Annotated in this window: 16 protein-coding genes; 5 read left to right on the forward strand and 11 right to left on the reverse strand. The window is 67.3% G+C overall.

From position 1 onward, the window contains the following. Positions 1-10 precede the first annotated feature (10 nt). On the reverse strand, positions 11-742 hold the full coding sequence (locus DKG74_RS00195; protein ID WP_109901437.1) for a helix-turn-helix transcriptional regulator: 732 nt from the start codon (positions 740-742) through the stop codon (positions 11-13). Between the two features lie 221 nt (positions 743-963). Between DKG74_RS00195 and DKG74_RS00200 the strand changes: the two genes are divergently transcribed. After that, complete coding sequence (locus tag DKG74_RS00200) at positions 964-1,866, forward strand: phytanoyl-CoA dioxygenase family protein (RefSeq protein WP_109901439.1); 903 nt, start codon at positions 964-966, stop codon at positions 1,864-1,866. Here the strand turns inward: DKG74_RS00200 and DKG74_RS00205 are convergent, their stop codons facing one another. Beyond that, entirely contained in the window at positions 1,867-2,601 is a 735-nt protein-coding gene (locus tag DKG74_RS00205) for an MBL fold metallo-hydrolase (protein ID WP_109901441.1), read from the reverse strand. Positions 2,602-2,666: 65 nt separating this feature from the next. Between DKG74_RS00205 and DKG74_RS00210 the strand changes: the two genes are divergently transcribed. Continuing rightward, a complete protein-coding gene (locus DKG74_RS00210; RefSeq protein WP_109901443.1) occupies positions 2,667-3,902 on the forward strand; it encodes an MFS transporter in 1,236 nt (411 codons plus the stop codon). A gap of 3 nt (positions 3,903-3,905) precedes the next feature. On the opposite strand, the gene DKG74_RS00215 is transcribed toward DKG74_RS00210, so the two are convergent. The 3 genes from DKG74_RS00215 to DKG74_RS21585 are packed head-to-tail and all read right to left on the reverse strand — an operon-like array spanning position 3,906 to position 6,009. Then, a complete protein-coding gene (locus tag DKG74_RS00215) occupies positions 3,906-4,532 on the reverse strand; it encodes a glutathione S-transferase family protein (RefSeq protein ID WP_109901445.1) in 627 nt (208 codons plus the stop codon). Then, on the reverse strand, positions 4,529-5,164 hold the full coding sequence (locus DKG74_RS00220) for a Rieske (2Fe-2S) protein (protein WP_165837454.1): 636 nt from the start codon (positions 5,162-5,164) through the stop codon (positions 4,529-4,531). Before DKG74_RS00220 ends, DKG74_RS00215 begins: the two co-directional genes overlap by 4 nt. Further along, on the reverse strand, positions 5,161-6,009 hold the full coding sequence (locus DKG74_RS21585) for an aromatic ring-hydroxylating oxygenase subunit alpha (protein ID WP_207779182.1): 849 nt from the start codon (positions 6,007-6,009) through the stop codon (positions 5,161-5,163). Before DKG74_RS21585 ends, DKG74_RS00220 begins: the two co-directional genes overlap by 4 nt. Positions 6,010-6,177: 168 nt before the next feature. Between DKG74_RS21585 and DKG74_RS21940 the strand changes: the two genes are divergently transcribed. Then, positions 6,178-6,867: a GntR family transcriptional regulator gene (locus tag DKG74_RS21940; RefSeq protein ID WP_109901449.1), complete on the forward strand. Its 690-nt coding sequence runs from the start codon at positions 6,178-6,180 to the stop codon at positions 6,865-6,867. A gap of 9 nt (positions 6,868-6,876) precedes the next feature. Here DKG74_RS21940 and DKG74_RS21945 read toward each other — a convergent pair whose 3' ends face one another. Genes DKG74_RS21945 through DKG74_RS00250 form a run of 4 tightly spaced genes read right to left on the reverse strand, consistent with a single transcriptional unit; the run spans position 6,877 to position 11,539 of the window. After that, a complete protein-coding gene (locus DKG74_RS21945; protein WP_207779212.1) occupies positions 6,877-7,803 on the reverse strand; it encodes an ABC transporter permease in 927 nt (308 codons plus the stop codon). Continuing rightward, a complete protein-coding gene (locus DKG74_RS00240) occupies positions 7,803-8,870 on the reverse strand; it encodes an ABC transporter permease (RefSeq protein ID WP_109901451.1) in 1,068 nt (355 codons plus the stop codon). The genes DKG74_RS21945 and DKG74_RS00240 overlap by 1 nt, the downstream gene beginning before the upstream one ends. Further along, positions 8,863-10,383 (reverse strand): ABC transporter ATP-binding protein, encoded by a 1,521-nt coding sequence (locus tag DKG74_RS00245; protein WP_109901453.1) that lies wholly within the window; start codon positions 10,381-10,383, stop codon positions 8,863-8,865. Before DKG74_RS00245 ends, DKG74_RS00240 begins: the two co-directional genes overlap by 8 nt. Before the next feature lie 25 nt (positions 10,384-10,408). Further along, positions 10,409-11,539: a BMP family ABC transporter substrate-binding protein gene (locus tag DKG74_RS00250; RefSeq protein ID WP_165837455.1), complete on the reverse strand. Its 1,131-nt coding sequence runs from the start codon at positions 11,537-11,539 to the stop codon at positions 10,409-10,411. A 367-nt stretch (positions 11,540-11,906) separates the two neighbouring features. Here DKG74_RS00250 and DKG74_RS00255 point away from each other — a divergent pair, with 367 nt between their 5' ends. Continuing rightward, positions 11,907-12,941, forward strand: coding sequence for an isopenicillin N synthase family dioxygenase (locus DKG74_RS00255; RefSeq protein WP_243403980.1), 1,035 nt, complete (start codon positions 11,907-11,909; stop codon positions 12,939-12,941). 45 nt (positions 12,942-12,986) lie between these two features. On the opposite strand, the gene DKG74_RS00260 is transcribed toward DKG74_RS00255, so the two are convergent. Beyond that, positions 12,987-14,444: a flavin-containing monooxygenase gene (locus tag DKG74_RS00260; RefSeq protein WP_109901459.1), complete on the reverse strand. Its 1,458-nt coding sequence runs from the start codon at positions 14,442-14,444 to the stop codon at positions 12,987-12,989. 175 nt (positions 14,445-14,619) lie between these two features. Here DKG74_RS00260 and ilvA point away from each other — a divergent pair, with 175 nt between their 5' ends. Continuing rightward, positions 14,620-16,137 carry a threonine ammonia-lyase, biosynthetic gene (ilvA, locus tag DKG74_RS00265; protein WP_109901461.1) on the forward strand — a complete coding sequence of 506 codons (1,518 nt, stop codon included), beginning with the start codon at positions 14,620-14,622 and terminating at the stop codon, positions 16,135-16,137. A gap of 5 nt (positions 16,138-16,142) precedes the next feature. Here the strand turns inward: ilvA and DKG74_RS00270 are convergent, their stop codons facing one another. Further along, on the reverse strand, positions 16,143-16,976 hold the full coding sequence (locus DKG74_RS00270) for an SDR family NAD(P)-dependent oxidoreductase (protein ID WP_109901463.1): 834 nt from the start codon (positions 16,974-16,976) through the stop codon (positions 16,143-16,145). Positions 16,977-16,994 lie beyond the last annotated feature (18 nt).

Genomic DNA, 16,994 nt, shown 5'->3' on the forward strand with positions numbered 1-16,994 from the left:
GCGCCGGATGTCAGGGGCTGCGCAGACCGATCCGCTCGGCCCCGGGGTCGAAGCCGAGGCCGGCGGTCAGCGCGGCGATGCTGGCGCGGTTGTCGACCTCGAGCTTGGCCAGGATGGCGAGGACATAGGTCTTCACCGTGGCGACACCGATGTTCAGCACCTCTGCGATATCGGTGTTGCTGGCGCCGGCGCCGATCAGGGCCGCGACCTCGATCTCGCGCGGGGACAGGCGGTAGCGGTCGCGCAAGTCGTGGCGCAGGCGCCGGGCGCGCAGGCGGGGATGAAGGCCGAGGTTGAATTCGAAATAGCGGTGCAGGGCGCCGAGGTTCAGGCAGCGCAGGTCCACGGGCGTGTCCTCCGCCCGGGGCAGCAGGCCGAGGCCGGCAACCGGCGCCCCCCCGTTCCAGAACACGAAGTCGATATTGTCGACGATGCCGTAATCGCCGAGGAAATGCCGATAGGCGTCGCCCTGATCGGTCGGCACATTGTGCCATTCCTCGGAAAGGCGGGCGATGCGTTTGCCCTGACTGGAGATCCGGCTGACCAGCAGCGGGTCGAGCTGCCTCATGCCGCCCATGTAGCGGCGCATGAAGTCGCCCGGCGTGCCGTCGGCACGGAAATCGGTCATCTCCGACGTATCGTCCACCCAGTAGAAGACGACCGAGGAGACCGCGAAGCTGCGATGCGCGAAGAGCATCATCTGCTCGATCGGGGCATCGCTGTTGACGGGCGGCTGAGCCATGACCCTTGCCTCCTGCCGGAACGGCAAATGTGCTGCGCTGCAACGAAGTGATCAGATTAGGGCCGGGCATCGCGTTTGTGAACGGTCTTTGCATCGTGCCATTGGCGAAATGCGGCGGACAGACGCAAATAAAGTGGGCTCATCCACCTTCGGATGGATACCGCGGCGGTGTTGGTAAAGCCTAGTATTGTTCAGTTGTTTTACTGGCCGGGAGAAAGTCCATGTCCCTGATCCATCTGCCATCCGATGCAAAACCCGAAGATATCGCCAAGACGATGAAGGAAAACGGCTATTGCATCGTCGATGAGCTTGCGCCCAGTTCCTTGATGGATCGCATCACCGCTGAAATGTCACCCTATGTCGAGAATTCGATGTATGGCCTCGACAATTTCCTTGGGCTGCAGACGAAGCGCACGGGCGCGCTGATCGCCCGCTCGCCCGCGGCGCGCGAATTGATCATGCTGCCGACCGTGCTCGGCACCGCCGGCCTCGTGCTGGCCAATGCCTCGACCTTCCGCCTGCACCTGACGCAGATCATCAGCGTCTACCCGGGTTCGCCCGCGCAGAAGCTGCATCAGGACGAGGTCGCCTGGGACTTCTTCCCGTTCCCGCTCGATTACGAAATCCAGTGCAACCTGCTGTGGGCGCTGACCGATTACACCGAGGAGATGGGCGCGACCCGCGTCGTGCCCGGCAGCCATCTGTCGACGCGCAAGAAATACTCGATCGAGGATTCGCTGCCGGCGGTGATGAAGCGCGGCTCCGCCCTGTTCTATACCGGCAAGGTGTTCCACGGCGCCGGCGAGAACAAGTCCGACAAGCTGCGCCAGGCGATCAACATCACCTATGCCGTCGGCTGGGTGCGCCAGGAAGAAAACCAGTATCTGACGACGCCGATCGAGATTGCCCGCACCCTGCCGGACGATCTCCTGAAGGTCATGGGCTATCAGCTCGGCTGTTTCTCGATGGGCTATATCCGCGACGGCGAAGACCCGATGACCGCGATCCGCGAGCCGGAAAAGCGCGTGCCCTACAATGTCGCCATCCTCGAGGAGACGACCAAGAAGCGCACCAGCCTCGCCGGTTTCATGCGCGACATCGAGATGATCGACCCGGGGGAGTGATCAGCCCCCCGCCTCATAGCGGCGCAGCCAGTCCTCGATGATCTGTCGGTGACGCTGGCCGCCATAGGACGGAAAATGACCGCCATGCACGGTAAGGACGGGCAGCGCCAGCAGGCGGCGCAGGCTGTCCGCATAGGCCGGGCGGTCGATGCCTTCGCCCTGGTCGATCAGCGGGCCGTCATAGACGATATCTCCGGATATCAGCGTGCCGGTCGACGCCTCGAACAGGGCGATGCCGCCCGGTGAGTGGCCGGGCGTGTGGATCACGGTGAATTGCCGGTCGCCGAGGTCGATCACGTCGCCGTCCCCGATCAGGCCGGGGGCGGCGACGCCTTTCACCGTGTAGGTCGCGCTCGTGTAAGGCTCGGGCGGCAGGCCGGTGAAGATGGCGTCGCCCACATAGGGCTCGGCCAGGGTGTTCGCCCGTGTCGGGTGGCGCAGGATTTCCGCCTCCGCCGCATGGACCAGGCAATGGCCGAATTCGTGATGGCAGCCGACATGGTCGAAATGGGTGTGGCTGGCGACGGCGACACAGGTCTTTTCGCTTACCAGCGGGATATGGGCGCGCAAGGACACGACGCCCATGCCGGAATCGACCAGAAGATCGCGCTCCCGCCCCCGGACATGCCACATGTTGCAGCGGTAAAAGGGCACGATGAAGGGCTCGTCGATCAGGCTGATGTCGTCGGCCAGACGCTGCACGCGGTACCAGTTTTCGGGGGCTATACGGTCCATGCTCACCTCGCGTGCCGACCATAGCATGGGGCCTTGAAATCCGGGCAGGGGACAAAGCCCGGGCCTTGGCGCATCATCCCCGCCATGACGACGACCGCGCCCCAACGTCCGCCACCGCGACCTCAGCCCGCCTCGGCCTCGGCTTTTCCAGCGTGGCCCATAGTTTCTCGCATCTCTTCACCCTGCTCTACGCGACGGTGGTGCTGTCGATCGAGAAGGACTGGGGCCTTGGTTACGACACGCTGGCCTTTGCCTCGGTGCCCTTGTTCCTGATGTTCGGCCTCGGCGCCGTGCCGGCCGGCTGGCTCGGCGACCGCTGGAGCGCGCCGGGCATGATCGCCGTGTTCTTCCTCGGCCTCGGTGCCTCGTCGATCCTGACCGGCCTCGCGCAGGGCCTGACCGGCCTGACGGTCGGCCTTACCCTGATCGGGCTTTTCGCCTCGATCTATCATCCGGTCGGCATCGCCTGGCTGGTGCGGGTGGCGACCAACCGGGGGCGGGCGCTCGGCATCAACGGCATCTTCGGCTCCCTCGGGACCGCGGCGGCGGCGGTGGTTGCCGGTTACCTGGCCGATCGGTTCGGCTGGCGCGCGGCCTTCATCGTGCCGGGCATCGTCTCCCTGCTGGTCGGGCTGTGGTTCGCCGTGCTGATCCGCCTGGGGCGCATCGCCGATCCGGCCCATGACGTCGCGCCCGGCGCGCCGCCCAGCCGGGGTGACGTGCGCCGCGCCTTCTGGGTGCTGTCGGTCACCATGCTGATGAGCGGGCTGATCTTCCAGGCGACCTCGGTCGGCCTGCCGAAATTGTTCGAGGAGCGGGCAGGGGGCCTCGTCGACGGCACTTTCGGCATCGGCCTGCTCGTCTCCGTCGTCTATCTGGTTTCCGCCCTCACGCAATATGTCGGCGGCGAACTGGCCGACCGCTTTCCGCCCCGCGCCGTCTATCTGATGGCGCAGCTGGTGCAGATCCCCTTCATCCTGATCGCGGTCTCGCTTTCCGGCTCGGCGCTGGTCGGGGTCGCCGTGCTCATGGTCTCGGGCAATGTCGTCGGCCAGCCGGCGGAGAATTCGCTGCTCGCCCGCTATACGCCGCCGGCCTGGCGCGGCCGGGCCTTCGGGGCGAAATTCGTTCTCACCCTCGGGGTCTCGTCGCTGGGCGTCAGCCTGGTGCCGCTGATCCACCGGCTCACCGGCTCGCTCGACGGGTTGCTGGTCGCGCTCGCCCTGTTCGCCGGGATCGGCGCCGCCTTCTGCCTGCTGCTGCCGGTCGAAGGCCGCGCCGCCGCCGCCCCGGCGGAGTAAGGCTCAGGCGCCGAACACCCCGGGCATGACGACGAAGCCCGGCAGGCGCCGCACCCGGTCCAGCCAGCGGCGGATGGCGGGATAGTCGATCAGGGGAATGTCGCCTTCCTCCGCCAGCACGATGTGTGGGAAGCAGGCGATGTCGGCGATGCTGGGCCGGGGGCCGGGGCACAGCCAGTCGTCCCCCGCCGCCTCGCCGAACCACAGACGCTCGTCGATCACGCGCAGCAGGCGCTTCGCCTCCGCCCGCGCCGCCGCGCCGTCGAGGGGCAGCATCATGCCGTCAGCCAGCCGGACCGCCCCGGCGGTCGCCGCCAGCCGCGCGGACAGCGCCAGCCCGTCGCCGATCCGGCCGAGCTGCGCCGCGTCGCCCGCCGGATACCAGTCCGCGCCGCCATGGCGGGCGGCGAGATAGCTCAGGATGCCGGCGACTTCGGTCAGCACGAGATCGCCGTCGACCAGCACGGGCAGGCTGGCCATGGGGCTCAGGGCGCGGAACTCCTCCCCCTCATGCTCGCGCGCCGGATAGAATTCGACCGGCAAGAGCCGGTAATCCAGTCCCAGCAGGGCGAGAAACAGGCGGACGGCATAACCCTCGGCCGAAAGGTCGTAATCATGGAGGGCGATCATGGCCGGGCCTCCCACGCGCGGCGGCGGCTTTCCATCAGCCGGGACATATGGCGTTGCAGGGGCAAAGCCTCGGCCGACATGTCCGCGAGGCCGTGGATGACGCAGGTCGTGCCGCTCGCCGGCTGGATCAGCAGATGGACGGTGGCGCCGCCTTGCGTTTCCGCGAAATGAAGCGGCCCTGCGGCGGCAAGGCCAGCCCCGGCGAGGGCGGCGGCGATGGCTTCCGCCGGCCGACCGACCGGCAGGGCGCGCAGGGGGATGGCTGTTTCCGGCAGCGTGGGCAGGGCGGCGGTATCGTCGCCGAGCGCGACGAAAACCAGTCCGCCCGCCTCGATGACGGGAAAGCGCCGGGCGCAGAGGGTCGCCGGGATCGGCCCCTCGGGATGGGCGGGGATATGGCTGCAGGCGCCGCTGCCGCTGTCGTAGCGCCAGCCATGATAACGGCACATCAACCTGTCGCCCAGATTGACCCCGAGGGAGAGGCGGACGCCGCGATGGGGACAGCGGTTTTCCCAGGCGTTCACCGTGCCGTCGTCGGCCCGCCACAGGGCGATGTCCTGGCCCAGAAGACAGGCTTGAAAGACATGGCGGCCAGCAAGGTCGCGCGACGAGGCAACGGGATGGTAGCTCACGACAGCACCCCGAAGCTGGTGCCGAGCTGGCGCAGCCAGCGGCGATAGGCGATGGAGGCCTTGTCGGCCCGGACCGGGGAATCCGCCCGGGGGTAGAGCGGCAGGCGGCGCGGCATCTGGTTCTCGAGGATCGGCTTGTCCTGCACGAAAATCTGCTGCTGAAAGCGGCGCAGCGCCGGCAGGGGCGTGTCGTCGTCGAGGATGAACAGGGCGAGGTTGGCGACGATCTCCTCCTCCCCGCAGGGCTGGACGAAAAGGGCGATGACATCGCTCCGCCCGGGCTTGGCCGGACTGTCCTTGTAAAGGATGGCGCACCAGGGATGCGGCACCCGGTAGCGATAGGTCACGTCCACCCCGCCGGTCGAGGCGGCGGCGGCCTTCGGTTGGTAGAAATGGCAGTTGCTGGCCACCACCTCGCGCCCGTCGGTGCTGATGGCGACATCGTAATCCTTCACGTCCGGATGGGCTTCCTCGCCCAGGATGCCGGTGTGGACGAAGGGGAAATGCGCCATGTCGAGAAAATTCTCGATGGCGCGGGGCGGCGAGGTGCGAACGAAGAAGCTGCAACCGTTCAGGTTGCGACGGTCGGCTTCGGCATGTTCCGGCAGCTCGAACAGCGGCCCGGGCGTGCCCAGCGAAGACCAGACATAACCATAGGCGACCTTGACCGGCAGGGCCCCGCCGCCGGTCAGGCGAACCTCGGCCCCGCTGCCCCGGCGCTCCACCGTGATGGCCCGGCCCAGCAGCCTCGTCGCCCGCGCGCCGTCATCCGGCAATTCATCGTGGCAGCCGACGACATGCCAGCGGTTCCATGTATCGGGGTCGATCCCGCCTGTCTCGGTCATCTTGAAGCCCATCGTTATATTGGAATCCAATATACATCAAATTGGATTCCAAAATCGACATGGGATTGCGGTGAATCCATGGCTTTCGCGTACCAATATCCTTGAACGGCCCACGCATTCCTGCGATCAAGGAAGCATGTTCGCCAGCAACGGGATTCCATCGCCGCCATGAGCAGCCGGTCCGGCGAGATCGCCACGATCCTCACCCGCGCCATCATGGGCCAGCGCCTGACCCCCGGCGCCAAGCTGGGCGAGCGCGAGCTGGCCGAGGCGCTCGGCGTCAGCCGCATCGTCGTCCGTCAGGCCCTGATCCGCATGGCCGAGGACGGGCTCGTCACCATCGAGCGCAACCGGGGCGCCTTCGTCTCCCGCCTCAGCCTGCAGGAAACCCTGCAGATCTACGAGGCGATGACGGTGATCGAGCAGGGCGCCGCCGCGCTGGCGGTCACCCGCGTCGGCACCACGGCCTGGGCGGCGATCCGGCGTCAGGCCGAATTGCAGCGTCAGGCCGCGCATGACAGCAACCACGGGCTTTCCGACCACCTCGGCATCGGTTTCCATTTCGACCTCGTCCGTCTTGCCGGCAACCGCGTGCTCGAGGACATGCACGCCCAGTTGACCCGCAGGGTTACGCTGCTGCACTCGATCTACCGCTCCGAATTCGACCAGTGTGCCCTTGCCGACGATCACCTGCGCATCCTCGACCTGATCGAGAAGCGCCAGCTGAAGAAGGCGCAGGATCTGATCGCGGAACACAACCGCGTCATCGTCAAGGGCTTCTTCCTCGAGGAAAGCGAGGCGAAACGCCCGCTGCCCCTCGCGGAAGCCATCGCGCCCTTCCTCGCCACCCCGGCCTGACCGCCATGCTCAGCGCCGGTCCTGCCGCAGGAACGGCAGGCCGAGGCTGGCCGGTTCCGCGTTGCCGCCCCGGCGCAGCAGGGCCGGCACGGCGAGCACGGCGATGGTCAGCAGATAGGGCAGCATCATCATCAGATAGGCCGGAACATCGGCCCCGACCGCCTGCAGGCGCGGCGTCAGCGCATCGGCGCCGCCGAAGATCAGCGCGCCGAGGATGGCGCGCGGCGGGCTCCAGCGCGCGAAGATGACGAGACCGATGGCGATCCAGCCCCGGCCGGCCACCATGCCCTCGACCCAGACCTGCGACGCGACGACCGAGAGATAGGCCCCGGCAAGCCCGCAGGCCGCGCCCGAGACGATAACCGCCGCCAGCTGCGTCAGCTGGACATCGACCCCGGCGACATCGGCCGCCCCCGGGTCCTCGCCGGTGGCGCGGAGACGAAGGCCCGCCCGCGTCCGCATCAGGTAGAACCAGCCGAGCAGGGCCAGCGCCACGGCGATATAGACGAAGGGGTCCTGCGCGAAGAGGATCGGCCCGACCACGGGCAGGTCCGAGAGGCCGGGAATATCCAGCCTGGCGATGCCCGTCACCGTCGTATGGACATAGGGCTTGCCGATCAGCCCCGCGGCGCCGAGGCCGATGGCGACGGCGGCAAGACCCGCCAGGATCTGGTCGGCGCGCAACACGACGACGGCGAGGCCGAAGACGAGACCGAGCAGGGCGCCCGCGCCGATACCGGCCAGGATGCCGGTCCAGGGATTGCCGCCGGTCAGGGTGACGGCGACCGCGGCCATGGCGCCCACCGCCATCATGCCCTCGGCCCCGAGGTTGAGCACGCCGGCCCGCTCGCAGACGATGAGGCCAATGCAGGCAAGCAGGATCGGTGTCGCGAAGGTCGGCGTCGAGGCGAGCCAGGTGACGAGGAAGTCGATCATCACGCCACCCCCCGCCGCGCGACCGACAGCCGATAGGTCGAGAAGAATTGCGCCGACAGCAGCGACATCAGCACGATGCCCTGGATCAGCACGACGACGGCGTCGGACAGGCCATAGAATACCTTGAGTGACGAGCCCGCCGTGAACATGCCGGCGACGCCGAAGGCGGCGACGATGACGCCGAGCGGGTGGGTGCGGGCGAGGAAGCCGATGGTGATGCCGCTGAAGGTGTAATTGTTGCCGAGATATTGGGTCAGGCGGAATTCGGTGCCGGCGACGATCACCCCGCCGGCAAGCCCGGCCAGCGCGCCCGACAAAAGCACCATCAGGGCGACGGTCGCCGTCACCGGCAGGCCGGCGGCCCGCGCCGTCGTCGGGTTGAGGCCGATGGCCCGCGCCTGCAGGCCGATCCGGCTGCGGTCGATGAAGACATAGGCGAGCACGGCGATGGTCAGGGCAAGCGCGGTGCCCATGCCGACATTGCCCCAGCCGAAGCGGGCGAGCTGTTCCGCCGGCCCCATCTGGGGCGAGACCGGAAAGCCATTGTTCGGGTCTTTCCAGGCACCAAACAGCAGATGCTGGACGCAGAGAAAGCCGACATTGGAAAGGAGCAGGGTCAGCACCGTCTCGGAAACGCCGAAGCGGCTCTTGAGGACGAGGGGCGGCAGGATCCACAGCGCGCCCGCCGCGAGGGCCGCCAGCATCATCAGCCAGACGCGGATCGCCTCCGGCCCGATGTCGAGAATGCCGACGGCGGCGGCGGCGATGGCGCCCAGCCACAGCTGGCCCTCGATCCCGATGTTCCAGAAACGCACCCGCGTCGCCAGCGCCGAGCACAGGCCGACGAGGATCAGCGGCGCGGCGGCGGTCACGGTCTGGGCGAGGCCGTCCGACGACAGGAAGACCTGCACGACGAGTTCGTCGATCAGGCTTTCCGTCGGCACGCCCGCCGCGACCAGCAGCAGGCAGGACAGCGCGATGCCGAAGCCGAGGCCGCCGAGAAAGGTGGCGGTGCGCGCCGTCCAGGGCACATCCTGGCGGCGGACGAGGGTGATCCGGTCAAACATGGCCCATCATCAATCTGCCGATGCGCTCGGCGTCGGCTTCCCGCATCGAAAGTTCGCCCGTGATGCGGCCGGCGCAAATGACCGCGATGCGGGTGGAGAGGGTGAGGATTTCCTCGAGGTCTTCGCTGATCAGCAGGCAGGCGGCGCCCCGCGCGGCCGAGGCGCGGATCGTGTCATGCACGAAATCGCAGGCCTTAACGTCGAGGCCCCGCGTCGGCGAATGGGCGACCAGCACCGACAGGTGATCGTCGATTTCCCGCGCCAGGATCAGCTTCTGGGCATTGCCGCCGGACAGCAGGCGGCTGACCCGTCCGGGCGCCGCCCCGGCGATGGCGAAACGCTCGATGGCTTCTGCCGCGCGCCGGCGCATCGCCCCCGGCCGCAGCAGGAAACCGCGGTTCAGCGCGGGGCTCGAAAGGGCGGTCAGGCACAGGTTTTCGGCGATGCTGAGATCGCCGACGAGGCCGCTGGCGAAACGGTCGGACGGGATGATGCGAAGCCCGGCCCGGCGCCGGGCGGCGACCGGCGCGGCGGAAAGGTCGATGCCGTCGATCGACAGGCGGCCGGCGGCGGTCTCGGCGAGGCCGATCAGGCCATCGGCCAGCGGCTGCTGGCCATTGCCGCCGACCCCGGCGATGCCGAGGATTTCGCCCGCGCGCAACTCGATGTCGATGCCCTCGATGCCCGGGGTGCCGTCGGGCCGGCGCACCGAAAAGCCTTCCAGCCTCAGGCGCGTGGGGCCGGGCGCGATGGCGGCGCGGGGCGGCGGGGGCGTCCGCTCCCCGACCATCAGGCGGGCGAGTTCGCCGGTGTCGAGGCCCGCCGTCGTCGCGTCGGCCAGCACGGTCTTGCCCTGCCGCATCACGGTCACCCGGTCGGCGTGTTCTAGGACTTCGCGCAGCTTGTGGGTGATCAGCACGACGGCGGTGCCGGCGGCGGCGAGGCGGCGCACGAACTCCAGCATGGCGCGGGACTCGGCGTCGGTCAGCACGGCGGTCGGCTCGTCCAGGATGACGATGCGGGCGCCGAGGATCAGCACCTTCAGGATCTCGACCCGCTGGCGCTCCGCGACCGAGAGGGTGTCGATCCGCGCCGAGGCATCGACCGCGAGGCCGACCTCCCGGCCCTTGGCCTCGATGGCGGCGCCGGCCTGGCGCAGGGTGGCGATGCCCGGCACCTGGGTGCCGGCGGCCAGCAGCATGTTTTCGGCGACGGTGAAGCGGCCGACCAGGCGGTAATGCTGGTGCACCATGCCGATGCCGGCCCTGGCCGCGTCGGCCGGGCCGCGCAAGGGAAAGTCCTGCTCGTCGACCTCGATCGTGCCGGCGTCGGCGGCATAGACGCCGGTCGCGACATTCATGATCGTCGACTTGCCGGCGCCATTCTCGCCGAGGAGGGCATGAACCTCGCCCCAGCGGACGGTGAAATGGGCCCCGTCCAGCACCTTCCTGTCGCCGAAGGCCTTGTCGATCCCCTTGAGGGAGAGGGCGGGACGCGGCCGGCCGATGCTCATTCCCGCCCTCCTGACCGTGTTCTGCTTACTTCGAGGCCGCCGGCATGGTGCCGATCACGCCCTTGACGAAGTAATCGAGCGCCCAGAGCTTCTCGTCATCCATGACCGCGCCCGCGGGCACGGCTTCGGTGCCGTCCTGCTTGACCACCGGGCCGGCGAAGGGGCTGAAGGTGCCGGCTTCGATGGCGGCGCGGGTCTCGGCGATCTTGGCCTGCGCCTCGGCCGGGACATTGGCGGTGAAGGGCAGCAGGTCGACGGTCTTGGTGCTGATGCCGACGAAGGCGCCATATTCCTCCGGCGTCCAGCCGCCGGCGATGATCTTCTTGATCGTCGGCGTCAGGTAGTTTTCCCAGCGGAACACGACCGAGGTCAGGATGCCCTTGGGGGCATAGGCGGTCATGTCGATCTGGTAGCCGATGGCGTATTTGCCCTTCTTCTCGGCGGCGTTGAGGGCCGAAGCGGCGGACAGATTGGTGGCGATCACGTCGGCGCCCTGATCGAGCATGGCTTCCGAGGTCTGGCCTTCCTTCACCGGGTCCCACCAGGAATTTGTGAAGATGGCGATCGCTTCGGCGCCCGGCTTCATCGCCTGCGCGCCGCGGGTGAAGGCATTGATGTCCCAGTTGACGACGCTGACCGGGAAGCCCGCCAGCATCCCGACCTTGCCGCTCCCGCTGACCGAGCCGGCGGCCATGCCGGCGAGGTACCAGGCCTCGTAGGTGCGGGCGTAGAAGCTCTCGAGATTGGCGGCATTGGTGGTGCCCGAGGCGTTCAGGAAGGCGACGTCGGGATAGGCCTTGGCCGCCTCGAGGATCGGGTCGGAATAGCCGTAGGACGTGCCGACGATGATGTTGTAGCCGCGCTTCACATAGAGATCGACCGCCGCCTTGAACGCCGTCGCTTCCTCGGGAATGCTTTCGGAGGTGGCGATCTTCACGCCCAGCGCCTCTTCGACCTTCACGCGGGCGGCATCCATCGCCTCGTTCCAGCCGCCGTCCTTGATCGCCGCGGCATAGATGAAGGCGATCTTGGGCGGGCCCTTCAGGTCGAAGGCATCGGCCGGCTGGGCGCCGGCGAGGACGGCAAGGCCGAGCCCGAGGGCGAGGGCGAGGGCGGTGCCCCGCAGGCGGGCGCGGGCGGCGGTAAAGACTGACATGGACATATCCCCTGATCCTGTCGGTGGCGATTGCGGAAGCAACAGCAAGGAGCGTGCCATTGCCATCCTGCAACGGGTTATTGGATATCAATTTCCCCGATTGCCTAAAATTAGAACAAATCTTGATGCAGACGGGACAAATTTTCGGCAGGGCCCGCGTGATTTTTGCCCAAAGGGTTGCAAAGCCTCGGTAAATGCTGCGAATTCCGACTCGCGCCATGCGCCGGAGGGCGCGGTTTCTGGCTGTCGAACGTCGAATATATGATATCCATGGATTATAGATTGGATATCAATCGAAGGCGCGGGCCTTGGCATGGTGTTTGCTGGTGCTTTCGGTATCGCCCCTCGCGGGCACATCAGGAACAGGGTGACGACAGTGACGGCGAAGGCGCAACTCGAAGCGGCGGGGCTCTCGGCCCGGGAAAGCGATTTCAGCGAGATCCCGCAGATCGACCTCGGCCCCATGGCGGGCGACGATCCGGTGGCGAAACAGGCGACGGCGAAGGCCCTGCGCGATGCCTGCGTTAACGTCGGCTTCTTCTACATCCGCAATCACGGCCTGCCGCAGCAGGTGATCGACGATACCTTCGCTCTCTGTCCGCGTTTCTTCGGCCTGCCGCTCGAAGAGAAGATGAAGATCCATGTGAAGAAGTCGGTGAACAACAGCGGCTATACCCCGCTGCTCGAGGAAAACACCGACGAGACCGCCCTCGGCGACCTGCACGAGGGTTTCGACATGGCGAACGAACTGCCGGCCGACGATCCGATGGCCCGGGGGCGGGAGGCGCTTTACGGCGCCAACCAGTGGCCGGACAACCTGCCCGGCTTCAAGGACCAGATGCTGACCTATTTCGAGGCGGTGAAGGCCCTCGGCCGGCGGCTGTTCCGGGCCTTCGCCCTCGCCCTCGACCTGCCGGAGGATTATTTCGATCCGATGGTGACGAAGCCCACGGGCGTGCTGCGCATCCTGTCCTACCCCAGCCAGGACGGCCCGATCGACCAGCGCCAGATCGGCATCGGCGCCCATACCGACTACGAGTGTTTCACCATCCTCGGCCAGCAACTGGGCGTTCAGGCGCTGCAGGTCCAGAACGGCAGGGGCGAATGGGTTTCGGCGCCGCCCATCCCGGGCACCTTCGTCGTCAATATCGGCGACCAGATGGCGCGCTGGACCAATGATGTCTTCGCCTCGACCCGGCATCGGGCACTGAACCTGTCGGGCAAGCCGCGCTATTCGATGCCCTTCTTCCTCGGCACCAATTACGACACGCTGATCGAGGCGCTGCCGTCCTGCGTCGGCCCGGACCGGCCGGCGAAATATCCGCCGGTCATCGCCGGCGAATACGTTCTCTCGCGTTTCGACGCGACCTATGCCTACCGGCAGGAGCCGAAGGCAGAGTGATCGCAAAGGGGCAGGGGACGTGGCCAAAGCCGCGCCCCCATCCGTTCAGCCCCGGGCGAATTCGAGGTTGCCGTCGTCGATCGCCTCGTCCAGCAGCATGACCTTGTCGCGCTTGTAGTCGTGCAGCACAGCCCAGGGCAGCTTGCGGCCCTGACGCGGCAGGGCATCCTTGGCCCGGCGGACATAACCGGACGACAGGCCGCCCATGATCGTATCGTCAAGGGCGCTGCCCTCGAGATCGCGCGGCGTTGCCACCTTGATGCCGTTGCGATCCATGTGGTTCAGCAGCCGGCAGATATAGCTGGACGCGATATCGGCCTTCAGCGTCCAGGGCGCGTTGATATAGCCGAAGATGCAGGCGAAATTCGGCAGATCCTGCACGAGGACGCCCTTGTACATCATCGCGCTGGCGACCGGCTTCGTCTTGCCGTCCAGCGAGACTTCGGTGCCGCCCAGCATCTGGACGTTCAGCCCGGTCGCCGAGACGACGATGTCGGCTTCGAGCAGCTTGCCCGATTTCAGACGGATGCCGGTCTCGGTGAAACTGTCGATCTGGTCGGTGACCACCGAGGCCTGACCGGATTTCAGCGCGGCGAACAGATCGGCGTTGGGCACGGCGCACAGGCGCTCGTCCCAGGGATTATAGGTCGGGGTGAAATGGCTCATGTCGAAGTTGGGCCCGACGGCCTTCCGCACATTCGACAGCAGCCAGCGCCGGACCAGATTCGGCCAGCGCCGCGCGGCGATATAGAGCCAGCGCTGCACCGTGATGTTGCGGCGGCGGGCAAGGCCGTAGACGAAGGATTCCGGCAGGAAGGTCTTGAGGAAACCCGAGAGCTTGTCGAGCGCCGGCACCGAGAAGATATAGCTCGGCGAACGCTGCAGCATGGTGACATGGGCGGCCTCGCCCGCCATGGCCGGGACAAGGGTGACCGCGGTCGCGCCGCTGCCGATGACGACGACCCGCTTGCCCTTGTAGTCGAGACCCTCCGGCCACTTCTGGGGGTGGATCAGCTGGCCCTTGAACTGGGCAAGACCCGGGAAATCGGGCTGGAAGCCCTTGTCATAATTGTAATAGCCGGTGGCGCCGATGACGAAGCGGGCCTTGCGGCTGAGCGTCTCGCCCGTTGCCTCGTCGGTGCCGGTCACGGTCCAGCAGCCCTCGCGCGACGACCAGTCGACGCTCTTGGTGCGGAAGCCGAAGGTGATCTTCTTGTCGATGCCGTATTCGCGGGCGGTGTCGCGGATATAGCTGCGGATCGACGGGCCGTCGGCCAGGACCTTCAGGTCGTTCCACGGGCGGAACTTGTAGCCGAAGCTGAACATGTCGCTGTCGGAACGGATGCCGGGGTAGCGGAACAGGTCCCAGGTGCCGCCGATGGCATTCCGCCGCTCGATGATGGCGACCGACTTGCCCGGGCATTCCCGCGCCAGATGGCAGGCCATGCCGATCCCTGACAGGCCGGCGCCGATGATCAGGACATCGGTGATTTCACCGCTCATGTGTTCTCTCCCTCTTTCTCTTGTGGCCCACTCGAGCGGGCGTTGACGGTAATCTAGTGACATTCGCGGGCCTTTGCATCGCCCGCGATCGGGGGGGAATGGGGGGCTGCCGATTTCGTGCAGCGCGGGCGGCGCCATTCGCGCTATACCGTCGGCCAGCCTTGGAGGGGCCGCCGTGACCGACTATGTGCGCAAGATCCTCGATGCCCGCGTCTATGACGTCGCGGAGCAGACGCCGCTCGATCCCCTGACCCGCCTTGGCGGCCGGATCGGCGCCGATGTCTTCCTGAAGCGCGAGGATCTCCAGCCCATTTTCTCGTTCAAGATCAGGGGCGCCTACAACAAGCTGGTCCGGCTCGACGCGGCGGCGCGGGCAGCCGGCGTCATCTGCGCCTCGGCCGGCAATCACGCCCAAGGGGTGGCGCTGTCGGCCAAGCGCCTCGGCCTTCGCGCCGTCATCGTCATGCCGGTGACGACGCCGCCGATCAAGGTCGAGGCCGTCCGCTACTGGGGCGCCGAGATCGTCCTGCACGGCGATACCTTCGACGTCGCCTACGAACACGCCCGCAAGCTGGAGGCCGAGCAGGGCCTGACTTTCGTCCATCCTTACGACGACCCGGACGTGATCGCCGGACAGGGCACGGTCGGGGTCGAGATCCTGCACCAGCATCCCGATCCGATCGAGGCGGTTTTCGTGCCCATCGGCGGCGGCGGTCTCGCCGCCGGCATCGCCTCCTACGTCAAGTTCCTGCGCCCCGAGACCAGGGTGATCGGGGTCGAGCCGGTCGACGCCGCCTCGATGAAGGCGGCGATCGAGGCCGGGCGCCGCGTCGTGCTCGACCGGGTCGGGCTGTTCGCCGACGGCGTCGCCGTCCGTCAGGCGGGGGAGGAGACGTTCCGCCTGTGCCGTGCCCTGCTCGACGATGTGATCGTCGCCGATACGGATGCCATCTGCGCCGCGGTCAAGGATGTCTTCGAGGATGTCCGCGTGATCGCCGAGCCGGCGGGGGCGCTGTCCCTCGCCGGGCTGAAGGCCTATGCCGCGGCGAACCCCACGCGGACGGGATCGCTGGTCGCCGTCGCCTCCGGCGCCAACATGAATTTCGACCGCCTGCGCCATGTCGCCGAGCGGGCGGAAATCGGCGAGGCGCGGGAGATCCTGCTGGCCGTCACCATTCCCGAAGTCGCCGGTTCCTACCGCCGCTTCATCCAGGTGCTGGGCAATCGCAGCATCACCGAATTCAACTACCGCTATGCCGCGGGCGACCGGGCCCATGTCTTCGTCGGCCTGAAGCTGGGCGACGCGCGCAAGGAAAAGCCGCCGATCATCGAAAGCCTGACCGGCCTCGGTTACAGCGTGCTCGACATGTCGGCGGACGAGACCGCCAAGATTCACATCCGTTACATGGTCGGCGGCCGGGCGCCCGCCGGTCTCGGCGACGAAATCCTGCTGCGCTTCGAGTTTCCCGAGCGGCCGGGGGCGCTGATGCGCTTCCTCGACGGGGTGGGGGCGGACTGGAACATCACCCTGTTCCACTATCGCAACCACGGCGCCGATTACGGCAGGGTGCTGGTCGGCCTCCAGGTGCCGGCGGGCGGCCGGGCGCGGCTGGAGGCCCAGCTCGACGCCCTCGGCTACCCGTGGGAAGACGAGACCGGAAATCCCGCCTACCGGCTGTTCCTGGGGGCCTGAAGGGATCACGGCAGATAGCCGATCTGCCGGGCGCTGATCAGGGTGAACTTGCGCGACAGCGCCGGCGACAAGCGGGCGAGGAATTGCGCCGGCCAGGCGATGGGGCCGGTGAAGATATGCGCCTTGCCCCGGGCGATACCCTTCAGCACGGCTTCCGCCACCACCTCGGGGCCGCAGCCCTTGGTGACGTAATAATGCGCCAGCCGGTCGAGCTGGGATTGCGGGACCGAGGGCAGAGCCGATTTCGCCGTCGCGATCGGCGTGTTGATGATGCCGGGATAGAGCGAATGGACCATCACGTTCCGCCCGGCGAGTTCGAGCGCCAGCACCTCGCCGAGGTTCTTCACCGCGCCCTTGGAGGCGGCATAGGCGACCATGTTGGGCGCGGGCGAGACCGAGGCGGCGGAAGCGGTGTTGACGATGTGGCGCGCGTCGCCCGCCGCCAGCATGGCAGGCAGGAAGGCGCGGACGCCATGGACGATGCCCAGGACGTTCACCCGCATGATGCGTTCCCAATGCGCCGGCTCGTGTTCCAGGAAGTCGCCGAAATAGGCGATGCCGGCATTGTTGAACAGGACATGGGGCGTGCCCCGCGCGGCGAGAACCCGGCCGGCCATGGCCTCGACCGCTTCGGCGTTGCCGACGTCGCAAACTTCGATCAGGGCGTCGGCGCCAAGGGCGCGCGCGCTGCCTGCCGTGTCCTCGAGGCCCCGGGCGTCGACGTCGACAAGGACGAGGCGGGCTTTCCGCCGCGCGAAGGCGAGGCTGGTGGCGCGGCCGATGCCCGATCCGGCCCCGGTGACGACAACGGTCTTGCCCTCGAAATTGCTGATCGGCATGGCTTCTTCCCTTGTGAT

It is taken from the genome of Zavarzinia aquatilis (assembly GCF_003173035.1).
Lineage (GTDB): Bacteria > Pseudomonadota > Alphaproteobacteria > Zavarziniales > Zavarziniaceae > Zavarzinia > Zavarzinia aquatilis.